This window comes from Paenibacillus sp. FSL R10-2736 (assembly GCF_038000245.1).
GTDB lineage: Bacteria > Bacillota > Bacilli > Paenibacillales > Paenibacillaceae > Paenibacillus_AQ > Paenibacillus_AQ phytohabitans.
Window position 1 is genome coordinate 389,085 of record NZ_JBBOBN010000002.1, and the last position, 15,740, is coordinate 404,824.

Sequence of the window (15,740 nt, forward strand, 5' to 3'; positions counted from 1 at the left end):
TAATAATTTATTCTATTTAATAATTACTGATTTCTCAACAAATAGTAGTAGCAGGATTGCCGGATATGCATTACTGCAAAGACAATTTTCCATCCTCCATCCGGTAGACCTTGTCGCAATATTCAAGCATACGCTCATCATGAGTAACCATAATCGCCGCTTTCTGTCCCGAATTCACTTCTTGCGCGATTAGACTGACCACTTCATGTGCACGTCTGGTATCCAGACTTGCTGTCGGCTCATCCGCCAAGATGATGCTGGGATTATTAATTAGGGCACGGGCAATCGCTGTCCGCTGCTTCTCCCCGCCTGAGAGCTCTTCCGGAAAGCTATTTAATTTCGAGCCCAGACCCAGCTCTGCCAGCAGTTTAGTGGCGAACTCCTTGTCCTCTCTTTTAACCTTTCCCGACATCTTTTTTATGATCAGCAATTGATCAAGAACATTTAGATAAGGAACCAAATTCGATGATTGCATAATGAATCCGATTTCTTGTAGTCTTATATTCGCCAGTTCTTGTGCAGTAAGCCTAGAAATAGGATGTCCATTCAGCTTTGCTTCTCCTTCTGAAGCTTTGAGCAGTGCTCCAGCAATAGACAAAAAGGTACTTTTACCTGAACCCGACGGTCCAACTACAGCAACAAACTCCCCCGGCTCCACTGAAATGGACACATGGTCGAGTGCCGCGATCCGATTGCTTCCTTCGGCATAATACTTGGTAACATCACTCATTTGTAATCCCTTATTCATTATTCAACCCTCCCGAGCGCCTTGAGCGGATCAATTTTTGTAATCTTTCGTACTGATACCAGCGAACTTAACATAGCGATAATAAGCAAGATAACAGAATACGAGACGACAAGACCAGGTTCCAGCTTAAATGGCATACCCTTCGGCATAATGGCTGCTGTTCCATAAGTCAGTAAGACTCCGACTACAATACTAGTCAGCGACAGCACGAACACTTGCGAGACAATGGCTTTGCTCAAGAACCTGTTACTGGCACCTATAGCCTTCATAATGCCGAACTGGTTAGTTTTCTGCATCGTCATTACATAAAAGAATACCCCAAGCACGAATGCGGCGATTGCGAGCAGAAATGCCAGCATCATTAAGATAGTACCGTTCTCTTCCTTGTACCCTGGCATTCCTTGAACTGCGGCCGCCCGGGTAACCGTGTCCGTATTGGTCAGCTTGCTATTCATTACATCAGGATCGATATCTTTGCCTTGTAACATAATCGCATTAACGGGCCCTGCAACTCCTTTATCCGAACCCGGAGCCGCGAAGGTAATCTTCCGCCATTCCGCCATCGGAGTGAATACGGATGCAACGTGGTTATAGGTCTGGTTCTCGGCAAAGCCTATAATCGTCAGTGATTCCATCGTGCCATCTAATTGAAAAGTGTCACCAATGTTATAGCCCTCATCCTTCATGGTCGAGTTCACTACAACACCGGTAGGGTTATCAGAAGATAGGCCTTCCCCTTCCACGACAGCCGGTTCCAAGAAGCTTCCCGGGTTGATTCCTATAATTGCGATATCCAGCTTATCTTCACTCTTGATGCTTGGTTCCTTCAACGCCGTTGCCATCGTACTTCCCATAGGTGCGGCAGCACTAACATTGGGTAGTAGCTCCACCTCCGCCAGTAATTGATCAGACAGTAGTGACTTGCTCATGGAGGACTGCGATCCTTCTTCAAAAATGACATAATCCGCCTTCATCGTCTTAAAGGTTGACGCAGCTAACGTAGACAGGCCATTCCCTAACCCGGATAAGATAAATACCAGCCAGGCTAGCAGTACAAAAATAATGATGATCATCAAAAATCTCATTTTGCTGTGCATCAATTCTTTCATAGCTAAAAACATTCCTTTTCCAACTCCTCGCCCTTTTTTGACACATGTGTCAATTTCGACCTACCCTCACGCCACAACATTAATTAAACAGCATAAATGACACCCGTGTCAAATTAAATCCAAGACTGAGGTTAGCTCTTGGCTCCTCCGGTCCACATCTGAAACAACAGCTTTCCCCAAGCGGGTACTGGGATTTCCAGCATATTAGGTGTATCAATTAAGTTAAAGAATACACCAATAAGTACAGGAAGTGGGATATCCTTCCTCAGGTCATTATTCTGTTGTGCGCGTTCAAATAAGCGTGATAATTGAACTTTCAGGGTCATATGTGCTTCCTCAATAAATTCAAGATCTCTGGCGGCTGCAGATGAATTAGCAGTATTAATTTTACTGGCATTTCCTAAAAGCTGATGTAGTGCAGACTCTTCTACATAAACGAGAAGCAGCTGTTCGAGGGCGTCCATAGGATCAGCCTCATCAATGGCTAATGCATTCTCTAATACCGTTGCCATTACGCGCTTCATACAAGCAGCCACAATCTCTTCCTTATTGGAGTAATATTGATAAATCGTGCTTCGGGCTCCTGACAGATGCTGGGAGAGCAGCTTGAGGTGAAAACCGTCATACCCATGCTCAAGCACTAATTTTTTTGTCATATCCAGCAGCTCTGTCTCCGTGAAAGACTGTTTTCTTCCCATTGAATCTCTTCCTGTCCTATCTCTGATTTTATTTATTATCAGTTTAGCATATGTTTATAAGCATTTCCCAAAAACAAGACCACTGCTCTCCACAAGGTGGAGATGATCCGATTATAAATAGAACTTGAGTGTAAACGGCAAGTGTGGAAGGCGGGGTTCCAATTGCATTCGTTGGTTTTCCACACAACCCCTATTTCCCGTTCCCAAGCGAGCAGCTACGGTTGTTTATCGTATTATTCTTCACATGCACCAATACGCCCATAAGGGATCAGAAATGAGATTGACTTCATCAATAAGACGGCAAATTAAGTGATCTATGTGATAGAACAGTCAGCAAAAAAGGTTCATCGCAGCAGTCAGCCGCGATGAACCTTTTCATAAGAACCAACTAAATGATAACAACTACATTAGAACTTTATAAAACCCGTAAGGCCTGGGAATTGACTTCCCGGAAATCCCGGAAAACCTGGAAATCCCGGATTTTCACCCTCTCCACCTTCTCCGCTTCCTTCGTCAGGCAAGATAAGCTCATAAGTCACATTTTGTGCCGGTACTAAGTTCATAGCATACTCATCAATTTCCGGTGCCCCGTCTAACGCCTTCCATCCAATTCCAGTCACTCCTAATCCCCAGACAGATTTACTTGGAATCGTGAATTGTACGCCGAAACGATAGGTTTCCTCATTGATTAGCTTTTCTTCTTGTGTAAATGGATCAATGTAGATAAATTTCACTTTATATACATTTCTATCATAATATAGCTGGAGCGTCGTACTGCCATCTTCATCAACCACTCCACTGCTTATGGTTGCATAATCGGTACCTGTTCCTTCTAGAGCATAGAACCCAGAGTAGGTTTTATGGGTTGCAGTTACCGTGTCCCCTACTATTCCTTCTAGCTCTTCTGTATCCACTAATTCAAATGGAGCATCAATACCCGTACCTCTTTGATAATGCTCCACCGTATACTTTTTACGTTCTGCAGCCTCCGTCCACTGTGCAGTGTAGGTCAGATTTTCCGCTGGCATTTCACGATTCTCTGACGGAATTGCTGGTGACCAGCCTGTAAATGTATAACCTTCACGCGTTGGGTCAGATGGTATTTGATAAGGCATTCCTGCACTTAAATAGCTTTTTCCAGAAACACCATCAGCAAAAGTTCCTTCATTCGAATCAAACGTTAGCTCATATTTACGCTGTAGATATTGCCTCACTACAAGCTCATTTTTAGGAAGTTCCGGATCTACTACAATTGTATAATCTGTTGGAAGACCCCAATCATCTGCTAACTCGTACTCATTGGGACTGTTATAATAGCCTGCCGCTTGGGTACGTGCATTGAACACTTTGTATGCAGTTGCCAGATAAATTTCACTGCCCACTTTCGAGAATTCTCCTTCGTAGCTGTCTCTTGAATAATATTCTACAAGTACCCTCATATCCTTCTTCAAATCGAAATAGGCCGTGTAGGTTTTCGGTGTAGCCGGAACAATATTATCCATTGATTCCCATCCAAGGAAAGTAAGACCTTTAATATTCGTCACATAGCTCGGAACATCCAAACTGGCCCCATACTTCATATATTCAATATATTGCGTTGCGGCAATTGGTACATCATCTGTTGCCTTCGAATAGTCAAGCTGGAAGGTTAGCTCGATCATTTCGCGTTTATATGAGTACTTGATTACAGTTGATCCGTCTGCCTTAATAACCACTTGAGTCTTTTGAGGCGTAATGAATCCTGGGATGTCTTTCGGACCTACTGAAGGTACAGCATTCGTTTTTCCTCTTAATTTTTCTGTATCAACTAATGTGTAGCCATCATCATATGAATTTTCAGTATAGGTTTCTACCAGATACGGCGTATCCGTAGCAGGTTGAAATGCAGCATAGAAATTAAGATCTTTGGCATCCATTACAGTTGGAAGCGGAACCTTCCAACCTATCGTTCCCAGGCTCTCATTATACCAGCCTATGAATGTATACCCTAGCTTGGTAGGATCCGGGATCTGAGGAATCGCCGACAAATATTTACCACTAATTTGCCGCATAATTCTCATATCAGAAATTGGTAATTTTTCATCAAGTTCCTTTAATGTCATCGTATAGCTGTCTTTAAGATTATCATATGAGACTGTATAGGTACGAGTCAGAGGATCAGAACCTAATGATGCGCTTGGCCCGTCATAAGTGATATATAATTCTGTATCATATCCGGTTTCATCATCACGATCAGGTGTGATAGTACGGTTGCGAGGATCATACCTGAAGTTGTCCCTATTCGAGAAACTGATTCTAAAGTAAGAAACATCTTGTGGAGAAGAAGTCAGTTCACCATCGTGTAAATCCATCTTATCCATCATAAAGTATTCAAGTGGTAATTGATAAGACGTCTTCCCAAACTCACCATGCATCTCTATCGGTTCAACATCATCCTGTTCGTAAGAGAAATCCAGGATCGCGCTACGTGTACCCATTTCAAATAGAGGCTTCTCATAGGTCGTCGAGTAAGGTACGACTGAGAAGGTTCCCTTAAACGCCTGCGCAATAATTTTTATTTCTAAATACAGCCCGATCTCTGCATGATAAGCCCCTTTCATACTAGAAATCGCAGGTTTCCCTTCAGTCCTCTCATAATGATAATAGAAGAAGCCCCATAATTTTATATACCCTCCTAGCTCTGCTTGCACCCCTATACTATTAAGCTCCGTGGATAAGGCACCGACCTCTACCGTAAGACGAATCCCGGCTCTTAACCCTAATTCACCCATCGCATAGAAGGTAAATTTATACTTTTCAGGTACAAGCGTAGTTTGAGAGTTACTAACCTCAGCTGCAATGATGCGCATATTGAAACCATAGCGTTGACCATTTTCATACGTATATATAATTCCAACCGAGATATTAACCTTTGCACTAACTACGAACTCTGCCTTAAATACAATCTCAAAAATACCATTAACGACTCGCACTTGGGTCCTAAATATTTCTTGTGTAACGATATCAACCCAATCAATATCTTCATTGTCCAGGAAATCTGCATATAGATCCGGCAAGCTGTCTGAGATCTCATCAATTTCATTATCTGTGTACTTTTCAGACTCTTCCATAACCTTCTTAATTTGTCTGGCGACGTTAATAACATCATCACTATTCCAATCAATATCTTCCTCTTTCTCGAATAGACCGAGATTGGCATCGAATCTTACGGCCGTATACGTATATACATCAAGATTGGCATATACTGAATAATCGACGGGTATTGAGAAAAACCAGAATTCTTCCCAGTAAATATTCCCACCAGCACTAAGGTTAACTGAAAATTCTTGCTCAAATGTCCCTGTTAATTTAATTTTAATTTCGTGATTTGCACTAACCTCGATGGTTACCTCTGCTTCAATTTGTAAAGCGGCGCGGATACCTGTTTTTCCTTCGAAGTGGTTTAGGTTCGGTGAAATATCTACCTTTACTTGTTCAACAGATACTTCCACCTTTGAGCCGGCTATCTTCATCAAGCTAGTACCTGCAGCTGCATTTTCACTGAGATACTGAATATCGCTGTCACTGAACTGGTTATCTACATTAAGCTCCTTAAAGCTGTCTGTTTGCAGTGCCATTGACGCAAGATAGCCTGAAGCGCGCTGTGCAAATCCGCTATCCATTGCTTCACTAGTCATCTCTGCTTCCAGTTGGGCAATGCTATCATCACTAAGCAGCTTTTCATTCTCTACTTTTTGATCTTTTTTATAATAATCGAATGAGCTGCGCATTGCTTCTTCGCTAATAGCCTCATAAGTAATCGTATACGTATTATTAGCAAGATTAACTGCTCTGATCTGTGCATAGTTGAGAAGCTGAGAGGCCTCACTCAATTCCCCTGTATAGAATGCAATGAAATCTCCTGGCTCGACGGTAAGATCTTCTTTGAAATTAAAGCCCGCATACTTGGCATCCGAGAAATCCATCGTTGATTCAGATATCGTGATTGAATTATTGTTCGGATCACCATCCGTATCCTCAGCAGCATTTACGGGTAAAACATCCGGTACAAAAATAATATCCGCTACATCTGGCGCGCCGTAATGATACTCATTGCCATTTTTGATTGAAAAAATTTGGACGTAAGAAATGTTTCCTTCATCCTCTAACGGCGCGCTTCCATTATGCTCACTTGGATTAGCACCGTCATAAATGGCAACGGTATCTCCTACTTCGATCCCGCCACCCTCATGAATGAAGTAGCCATCCCGAAAGTCGTTTACGGTTGTTTCCGTAGTTCCCTTATTGATCTCATACGTATATAACGGGTTCGCAATAAACTTAGCCTGCTGACCATCTTGACTCATCAAAGACACTTCAGCTGCACTTATAAACTTCAGGTTTGGATTGAATTTAAGATTGTTGACTTCAGCCTTAGCTGTCGTAAAATCAACTTCCCTTGTGGATGAATCATATTCCGTATCGCCTTCTTTGAATACTAAAGCATCTTCAGTCAATACGAGCTTGAATGTACCTCCCTCAGGAAATTGCTTACTCTTGTTATTGGCAGTAATAATGTATTCATTATCCACCTTAGTTATGGAAATACCTGAATACTTTACAAAATCAAGATGCGTAGATGCACTAAACCTAATCGCATTCTTAATCATAGATTCTGTTAATTCTCCAGAGCTATCAACGACTTTAATTGAAAATGTGCTTGGTTGATCCAGCTTACTAATCACAGGTATACTTTGAACTTCGAGTGCTTGATCCGATAATCTTTCGAATTTGGCATATAGTGTCATGTCGCTGGTTACAATTGCATCTGAAGAAACCTCCGTAGTAAACTCACTATCCGTATACCAGCCTAGGAACGTGTAATTTTCTTTTTGCGTAGTTGGTAATTCGCCTAGTGAATGACCTGCAACAACGTACCTATTCGCTATAGCGGTTCCGCCATTTGTATTAAATGTAATGGTGAAGGTTCCGCTAGTTGATGTTGGAGATGGAGATGGAGTTGGAGTTGGCGTAGATACCGGTGTGGATGTTGATGTAGATGCAGATGTTGATGTTAATGTCGGTGTTGATGTCGGTGTTGGTGTCGATGTGGATGTTGGGATCGCTGTGGATGCCGGTGAAGTGTTTTTCTTAATCACCTCATTACTGCGCATGACAAACGAAGCCGCTTCAGCACGAGTTGCATTGGAGGCTGGATTGAAATTACCGCTTCGGTCGCCATTGATTAGACCAGCTCTCCATAATGCTAATACAGCATCCTTTGCCCAGCTTGAAACATTACCAATATCGTTTGGCTCTGTAATAATAGGATTTCCTGTTTGATAGTCGATGTTAAATTCCTCGAAATATCTAACCATAATAGTAGCCATTTGCTCTTTGGTCACCGTATTGTTTGGTGCAAACTTTCGATTGCCCATCCCTGTTACAATACCGTTCTCATTTGCCCATTCTACGTAAGGTGCATAATAAGAACCCGCGGACACATCCGTGAATGAAGAGGCTGAGGTGTATTTGGAAGAATCAATTCCTGCTGCACGTCCAAGAACAGTAACGAACATTGCACGTGTCATCGTGCCTTGTGGTGAGAAAGTGTGCTCCCCTGTACCTTGGAATAGGCCATTCTGATACACATAATTTGCTGCTTCGAAGAACCAATTGCCTTGCTTCACATCATTGAAAGAACTTGCTGTATTCCCATTCGTCAAATTCGGTGCATCGGCAACCGGATTGATATTTTGCGCGATATTACTCCAGCCACTTGATAGCTCATTGGATGGAGGTAATTCCAACGATTCTGTTCTAGATTTACTAGGATTGCTGGAATCACTAAAACTACTTGACCCGCTGAAACCATTCAGATCACTAGAGCTGCCCGTTTGCGCCAATGTCAAGCCTGGCGATACTAGGGAGACCAACAATAACACTGCAAACATTAAACTAATAATCCGTTTGTACAAAGACTATTCCCCCCAATAAATGAATTACATGAAAAAAAACGACTGACACCCTAACAGTGTCCAGCCTCTTGTGCATCCAATTGTTATCTTCATTTATGTTAGCATAGCAACTTAACCCTCATCTGAAACTTAAAGAAAACTTTAACTTTAGCTTAAATAATGGGAAGTAGAAATAGAGCGAAAATGATGTTCATCTAAAAAAATAGCGGCAGAAGAGAGTTTATCTCTTCGCCGCTTACCGGGATACTCTGGATACAGGTCCATATTGAGAGGTGACTAATTATTATTTGAGCGTTTCATTTCGGTAGCCTCTCTCCCTAATTAGAGCGTCTCAACCAATTTCTGAATCTTTGAGCGGGAAATTAAATATAAAGGACCCATTGTTTCTATTTTGCCGTCCTTTACACGTATAGCGCTCTCCTGTTCTGCCGCATAAACATCAATCTCTTCAGACAAGGGGAACAGGTAGCCTTGAACAAACGTGGCGTAGCCCCGCTTAGAATGGGATTCATAGGCAAAATGATCAAAGCCCATACCCTCATAAATAGTACTCGGTTCAACTTCATGACCAGTGTCATTCAAGCTTAACCATTGAGCAGACATGTTCAGCGCACCGGCGCTGGCACCCAGTATAACGGCATTGCTGTTCTTAATAACATCCGATAATTCATAATCCGCCAAAAAATCGCTCTGCAAAACAGGATACCCGCCGCATAAAAAAATGACGGAAGCGTTCTGAATGAACCTCTGGGCATCCTCCTTCTGCATGCGGTAATCAATGAAATGATATTCATCAAAAATAATGTTAGCCTGATTCAGCCATGTCCATTCAGAGAGTTCATCAAAGTTAATTGGCTCATCTGTGTAACCAGACGGGTCAGCGCTAATCATAACAAGCGATTGTCTGTCTTGTATATCCTCCTGCAAACAATGGACCAGCTTCTCTGGAAAAAAATGATTAAACCAACTGAAATAGTAGTGAGTACTCAAACTTAATTACCTCCATATGTATTATTTCTAGCGCACTTCTTAATTAGCCTCATTAAAGCAGTTTAATTTAGCTTCAGCGGTCAGCATGGCGCCGTTAAGAATAAGATTATTTCCGTCATTCCGGACCCTTGTTCTGAAATACAGGCTGCGCACAAAATTTTTCCCGTTTACTCTGGCGACTCTCTGTGCGCGCGTATCCGGCCATTCCGTACATTGCGACAAGCTATGAATCCAGTCGGCAATCTCCTGCTGCGGAAGCAGTGCTTCGCTAATCATCGTGTCCACAATGCTGGCCATGCGCTCGTCTTCCTCCTCGTCAAAAATCCGGACACCGTTATGCAGCATCCCTGTAATCGCCTCCAGCACCTCGCGCTGCACTGCATTATCGCTTTCCGGACAGCGGATCAGTTCCTCGAGGGCATCTGCCCCGTGAGCCGCGGCATGCGCCCAGCCTTCGACTGCCAGATAACCGCGCAGGTCCTTCTCCTCCTGGTAGTAGCGAAGCAGCGAATGCTGTAGATGCTGGAACTCATTTGGAGTCAAGAATGAATTATTCCTGTGCCGCTGTACAATAAGAACGATAGGCAGAACCGCAAACGCCCTGGTGAGTACACTATGGTCATCCTCGCTTCCAATCCGATAGAACAAATGCCGGTCATCCATCAGGACAGCCAAAAGATGCTGCATTTCCGCATATGAGAACTTATTATCGCGCTTCAGCCATATATGAAAAGTGGAATAGATATGCTCACGCAGCTCAGACTCCGGATCGCCAATATGCCGCAGCATCAGACAGGTAAAGTCTTGTAACCTTTCTCCCTCACGCAGGATATAGCGTTCCTCCTCCAATCTTTGCAGCTTCCGTATCAGTTCTATTCGTGTGTCCTCGTGCATTTAGTCGCTTGCCTCCTAGAGAAGTTATAGCGGGCGTTATGTATTCTTTCCGCCGATATCCCTACTATAGAACACAATGACTGACACCAGGGCGTCAGTCATTGTAGGATAGAAGCATATTCTGCATATATTGCTGCAGCTCCGCCCGTAATTCACGAGGCTCCAGCAGCTCGCACTCCTTGCCGAAGCTTAGAATGAATTTCAGCAGACCCTCCTCATAAGGATAAGTATCCGTCACGAGATAGAAGCCGTCTTCACGCCGGCTAATCTTCTCTTTTTCAAAATACTCGGGAAGCTGCGCGCCAATTCGCGGAGTGAATCTGAGCACAACCTGTATGTCCCGCTGCGAATAGCTTTGCTTAATAACCTCGGCGATTTGGTCTTCCGGCAGCTCTCTTTTTGCAAAAGGTGGCCCCTGTCTGAGTTGCTTAATCCGCACGAGCTTGAATCTGCGGTAGTCCTCTCTGACCCGGCAAAAACCTATCACATACCAATCTCCGTGGCGAAAGTCAATCCAGCTTGGCTCTACCGTTCGCTCCAGATATTCCATATCCCTGTTGATATAGTCGAACACCAGCAGTCTGTTATCCGTGATGGCCTTGCTTATGATCCCAATGTATTCTTTAATTTCCTGCTCCATGCTGAAATGGGACATATCCAGAGTCAGCTTGTGCTTCTCGGGCTCCCGCTTATAGGTATGCTCAACCTTTAGCATGATGTCATTAAAAGCTTCGTTCCTACCAAACAAGCTGTGTAAATTCTTCATTACAGCTACAAACGTATGAGCTTCATCCCGGTTTAAAAAGAGGCCGCTTATATTATAGCTGTCCATAATATAGTATCCTCCGCCCTTACCGCTGGACGAGGCAACCGGTATGCCGGCTTCGCTTATTTTTTCGATATCCCGGTAGATCGTCCGTAAGGATACCTCGAAATGCTCGGCAAGCTCCTTGCCCGTTACTGTGCCTTTACCGGAGATGATCAGCAGCATGGAGAGCAATCGGTCGACTCGCATGATTGTGTGTGACGTCGGGTGACGTCTCCTCCTCTGGGTGAAGTAAGTGAATCATATATTCTCTTGCTTTAATGCATCAATAATATTCTCCTTTTTTACTTTAGCTCCGGAATAAACAACCGCAGAGCTGACAATGACAAATACACACACAATGACAGACAGAATGCTCATCCAGGGCAGGGTGAACCCATAGCTGAATTTGTTCGCAAATGCTTTATAGATCAGAACCATCACGGCGAAACTGACAGGAAGCCCATACAAGAGCGACTTGACCCCATAAAAAACACTCTCATAGTTCAGCATTTTTGCAAATCCCTTTGGCGTCGCGCCTACGGATTTCAGCATTGCAAATTCCCGTTTGCGAAGAGCCAGCCCTGTTGAGATCGTATTAAAGATGTTCGCAACGGAAATCGCAGAGATTAATACGATGAAACCGTAAGAAAAGACGTTCATCAGCAGAATCTGTTGTTCTTCTCTTATTCTGGATTGATATACATTGTAGACATTCAGATTGGTCTCATTCAACGCTTCAATTTCCTGCTGCGTTTTCACCGGTTCCGTGCTTTTCATATGGAGATACATCGAAGCGTTAGCCAGCTCCTCGCCGTCTGCCAGCCGATTCATGACGCGTTCCGACACGATCATATTTAACCCGCCTACGCCTAACGGGCTCATCCCCATCGGTGCCTTATCCGTCAATGCGGCAAATATCACTTTATTTGCCTTCGTTTCTTCCCCGCTCGCTTTAAAAAAACTCGTTAGCTCGATATGTTGACCGATATTCGCATATATGGACTTCGTCTGAATATATTTACCCGTATCTATATCTTTATAATGAATCGTATCCATCACGATTGCGGCGGGATGATCCAGATCCGTAAGCTGTTCGTAATCTGCGTGAGCCGCTCTGGCATAGGCTTGCAGGCTCGAATCATTCAGTGCATAGAGCTTAATTTCGTAAGGGTATTTCCCGTCTTGCAGCATACTCTTATCCTGCTTAACCTTCTCTTGCAACTCGTCGGCGATGCTTGCTGCATCGACCCAAGCGTTCCTGACTAACTCATGACTGACGCTATATTCCGTGACGCCATCCAGAGATACAAGCGATTGCATCAACCGGTCATCTAGTCTTTCGCCATTACTGGACGACACTTCAATATCGTAATTGATGCCTTCCAGCGACAATGCCAGAGATCGTGTCAGGCCAGTCGTGAAAAACGATATCGTCAAAAACAAAACGATGCTGATGACCAGCGAAAAAAGAATAACATGATATCTTCGTTTGTTCCTTTTTAAGTTTTTCAGCCCGATTTCTGCTTCGATTCCGAAGAGCTTACGAATGATCTTCGACGTCTTCACTGCTTTGGCCGTAAGCTTTACGTCGGTGGTTTGGCGAATCGCGTCCATGGGAGATACCCTGGATGCTTTAACCGCCGGGAGATACGCCGAAACGAAAATTGTCAGCATCGAAACAAGACAAGTAATCAAGAGCAATAACGGCGTGACGATAAGCCTCAGCTTTTCACTAGTCCATAATGCCCCTTCAATCATTGTGTTCATGAACGAAAAGGTGATTCCGATTCCGGCAAGACCGCATAAGATGCCAATGGGAATGCTGATCAAACCAATGACGATACCTTCAAAAAATACGGAATTTCGCTTCTGCCTTTTCGTTGCCCCCACGCTCGCGAGCATCCCTAAATGGCGGGAACGTTCCGAGACGGATATCGCAAAAGCGTTATAGATGAGTCCAACCGAGCCAATTATAATGGCCCCCATAATGATTGCCGATAATGAGAACATCATGCTGGATGAGGCTCCGCTGCTGGACAAGCCATAATAACGAAGCAAATCGTTATTATATTGGACAGTGTCCATTTGGTTTTTCTCAGCCAGCTTCTCCGCATGTGCGAACAAGAACGGATTGACCTGCTGCAAGACCACCGACGCATCGACCCGATCGTCCCCCCCGATGATATGATCATCGACATAGCTAATGATCGTATAACCCGGGGCCCGGGCCGGTTCCGACACCGGAGGTTTAATGAAGCCTACCACCGTATAATCCCTAATTATGCTATGCTGTAATGTCTCGGTCAATGTGCCGTCTTTCCTGCGCAGCGGTTCCGTCTGATCCAGGGGATGATCGCCCCCTTGTTCGAATCGGTCGCCGACGCGAAGCGTTAGACGGTCGCCGATTTCGTACTTCACTTTGCCATTTGTTGTAACAGACTCGGAGATCACAACCTCCTTGTCCGTGTGCGGAAGACGCCCCTTGCTTATTTCAATCTGAAATTGTGTGAACCCTTGCACATCATATTCCTTAATGAACAAGTACGGCTTATTGGAATTTTGTCCCCCTTCTAATGGGGCATACCCAAGGTCTCTTGTGATTGCAACCGTTTTGGTTGCATCATCGCCCTGTATCGCCGCAAGCTGTTCCTTGGTTATATCTTGATACTGAATATGCCACTCCCCTGTATCTGTGATCGTTTGTCTGATCATTAAATCCGCAAAGGAAAAAATTAGCGTAATGACAGCGGTCATCATGGATACCGAAATAATTACGCCAAGAATAGTCACAAGTGTTCGTCTCTTGTTCTGCTTCAGATGCCGGATGGTTAATGTATTGACAATATTCATCGCCTTATCACCTCGTCTTTGGCAATCCTCCCATCTTCAATTGAAATGATTCTGTCGGCTTGCAGGGCGATCCGTTCGTCATGCGTGATTACGAGCAGGGTCTGATGATAGGTCTTATTCAGCATTTTCAATAAATCGACGATCTCGCTGCTATTCCTGCTGTCCAGATTCCCGGTGGGTTCGTCGGCCAGCATGATCGCAGGATTGCCGATGATCGCCCTGCCAATCGAGACACGCTGCTGCTGTCCACCGGATAGCTGATTCGGCAGATGGTTTAACCGATGCTGTAAATTCAACGTATTCACAAGATCAGCCAATTGCTTTTGATCTACCTTTTGTTGATCCAGCAAGAGCGGCAGCGTAATATTCTCTTCCACCGTCAGGACGGGAAGCAGATTGAAAAACTGGTAGATCAGCCCGATTTGCCTGCGTCTGAAGATGGCCAGCTGCGTTTCGTCCAAGGTATACATATCCGTATCCTGAACATACACTTTCCCGCCAGTCGGTCGATCCACACCGCCCAGCATATGAAGGAGTGTCGATTTCCCCGATCCGGAAGGTCCGATAATTACGACGAATTCACCTTTTTGGACCGAAAAGGAAACATCATCAAGCGCCTTCACCGCCGATTCGCCTGTGCCGTATATTTTGGACAAATTTTCAATGGTTAAAATCTCCATTGCCATCCCTCCTTCCCTAGATGCTCAATTCCAGTTATATACCATCTCTCTATATCCAACATCCCAAAGGATTTCATTCCCCTCAATGGTTATCTTAAGCTCTTTAGCCCCGGTGAGATGAAGGATCCTATTGTCCGGCTCATGGAGCTGATCTTCTGCAGATACAGACAGGAGCTCATGCCCGTCAACGGTAACCTTAAGGCTGCCCTGAAAATCCTTATGATCAGGAATTCCATAATTCAAGCTAAGATACAGATCTCTCTTATTGCCTAGCGAATACGTATATGTTTCCTTCTTTTTACCTTCGATGCCATACACATTATATTGGGGTGTCACGTCTTGACCGCCAATCTTAAGACTGTCCTGTTTGGTTCCCGTTACTCGATTTCCGGTACTATCTTCCCATTCGTTGATCGCTACAAAAGGGGCCAACTCTTTGGTGAACACTTGATCAACTACTCCGAAGACCCCCCATACGCCGAGCATTAACACAGCACTGGCAATTCCTGTAGCAGCGATATTTCTCCAGTAGTTTTTTGTACGGAAGCCAATCTTGTAGCCCCCGAATCCAATAGCAGCGCCCACTGAGTTCGTTATGACGTCGTTCGTGTCAAAGCTGCCGAGGAATGTTAGGGCCTGGATGGTCTCCACCACAAGAATGGACAGGATAAACCCTGTCATGAAGCGAACAAAGCTAGTGCGGTATAACAACGGAAACAGTATGCCAAAAGGTATGAAGGCTGCAAAGTTTCCAATACCCACCAAGTCCATCAGTGTCGGATGTAGAAGATCGGAAAGACCCGGCACCCTAAAAAAACCGTCCGGCAAAAAAATAAAGGTGTACTGACTGGTTTGATCTACCGTATCCGCTCTGCCGAAAGCAAAAAGCATAAAATAAAGAATAATCAGGGTGTAGCCTATCGTGATAATAAAAGTAATCTTGCGCTGCTGCTTCATTTGCATGGTTGTACCTCCATTGTTCATCTGATAAATATCATTTTAACTG

10 protein-coding genes are annotated in these 15,740 nt (G+C 44.2%); all 10 read right to left on the bottom strand.

What is annotated here, in order from left to right:
* Positions 1-70: 70 nt before the first annotated feature.
* The 10 genes from NSQ73_RS29795 to NSQ73_RS29840 all read right to left on the bottom strand — a co-directional run bounded on the left by NSQ73_RS29795 (position 71) and on the right by NSQ73_RS29840 (position 15,697).
* The gene (locus tag NSQ73_RS29795) at positions 71-748 is read right to left on the bottom strand and encodes an ABC transporter ATP-binding protein (protein ID WP_340989837.1); all 678 of its coding nucleotides are present in this window, start codon (positions 746-748) and stop codon (positions 71-73) included.
* On the bottom strand, positions 748-1,869 hold the full coding sequence (locus NSQ73_RS29800; protein WP_340989839.1) for an ABC transporter permease: 1,122 nt from the start codon (positions 1,867-1,869) through the stop codon (positions 748-750). The genes NSQ73_RS29795 and NSQ73_RS29800 overlap by 1 nt, the downstream gene beginning before the upstream one ends.
* 119 nt (positions 1,870-1,988) lie before the next feature.
* Entirely contained in the window at positions 1,989-2,555 is a 567-nt protein-coding gene (locus tag NSQ73_RS29805) for a TetR/AcrR family transcriptional regulator (protein ID WP_336103696.1), read from the bottom strand.
* 407 nt (positions 2,556-2,962) lie between these two features.
* A complete protein-coding gene (locus tag NSQ73_RS29810; protein WP_340989841.1) occupies positions 2,963-8,512 on the bottom strand; it encodes an InlB B-repeat-containing protein in 5,550 nt (1,849 codons plus the stop codon).
* Between the two features lie 321 nt (positions 8,513-8,833).
* The gene (locus NSQ73_RS29815) at positions 8,834-9,502 is read right to left on the bottom strand and encodes a cyanophycinase (RefSeq protein WP_340989843.1); all 669 of its coding nucleotides are present in this window, start codon (positions 9,500-9,502) and stop codon (positions 8,834-8,836) included.
* Positions 9,503-9,541: 39 nt separating this feature from the next.
* Positions 9,542-10,396, bottom strand: a complete 855-nt coding sequence (locus NSQ73_RS29820) for a DUF2785 domain-containing protein (RefSeq protein ID WP_340989844.1) — start codon at positions 10,394-10,396, stop codon at positions 9,542-9,544.
* Between the two features lie 94 nt (positions 10,397-10,490).
* Positions 10,491-11,411 (bottom strand): helix-turn-helix transcriptional regulator, encoded by a 921-nt coding sequence (locus NSQ73_RS29825; protein ID WP_340989845.1) that lies wholly within the window; start codon positions 11,409-11,411, stop codon positions 10,491-10,493.
* A 51-nt stretch (positions 11,412-11,462) separates the two neighbouring features.
* Positions 11,463-14,054 carry an FtsX-like permease family protein gene (locus tag NSQ73_RS29830; RefSeq protein ID WP_340989847.1) on the bottom strand — a complete coding sequence of 864 codons (2,592 nt, stop codon included), beginning with the start codon at positions 14,052-14,054 and terminating at the stop codon, positions 11,463-11,465.
* The gene (locus NSQ73_RS29835) at positions 14,051-14,734 is read right to left on the bottom strand and encodes an ABC transporter ATP-binding protein (RefSeq protein WP_076243716.1); all 684 of its coding nucleotides are present in this window, start codon (positions 14,732-14,734) and stop codon (positions 14,051-14,053) included. The genes NSQ73_RS29830 and NSQ73_RS29835 overlap by 4 nt, the downstream gene beginning before the upstream one ends.
* Positions 14,735-14,758: 24 nt before the next feature.
* The gene (locus NSQ73_RS29840) at positions 14,759-15,697 is read right to left on the bottom strand and encodes a VanZ family protein (RefSeq protein ID WP_340989850.1); all 939 of its coding nucleotides are present in this window, start codon (positions 15,695-15,697) and stop codon (positions 14,759-14,761) included.
* Positions 15,698-15,740: the final 43 nt, after the last annotated feature.

Bases quoted from the DNA above. Each gene is read 5' to 3' on its own strand.
- NSQ73_RS29795 (WP_340989837.1), bottom strand. From the start codon at position 748: ATGAATAAGGGATTACAAATGAGTGATGTTACCAAGTATTATGCCGAA.
- NSQ73_RS29800 (WP_340989839.1), bottom strand. From the start codon at position 1,869: ATGTTTTTAGCTATGAAAGAATTGATGCACAGCAAAATGAGATTTTTG.
- NSQ73_RS29805 (WP_336103696.1), bottom strand. From the start codon at position 2,555: ATGGGAAGAAAACAGTCTTTCACGGAGACAGAGCTGCTGGATATGACA.
- NSQ73_RS29820 (WP_340989844.1), bottom strand. From the start codon at position 10,396: ATGCACGAGGACACACGAATAGAACTGATACGGAAGCTGCAAAGATTG.
- NSQ73_RS29825 (WP_340989845.1), bottom strand. From the start codon at position 11,411: ATGCGAGTCGACCGATTGCTCTCCATGCTGCTGATCATCTCCGGTAAA.
- NSQ73_RS29830 (WP_340989847.1), bottom strand. From the start codon at position 14,054: ATGAATATTGTCAATACATTAACCATCCGGCATCTGAAGCAGAACAAG.
- NSQ73_RS29835 (WP_076243716.1), bottom strand. From the start codon at position 14,734: ATGGAGATTTTAACCATTGAAAATTTGTCCAAAATATACGGCACAGGC.
- NSQ73_RS29840 (WP_340989850.1), bottom strand. From the start codon at position 15,697: ATGCAAATGAAGCAGCAGCGCAAGATTACTTTTATTATCACGATAGGC.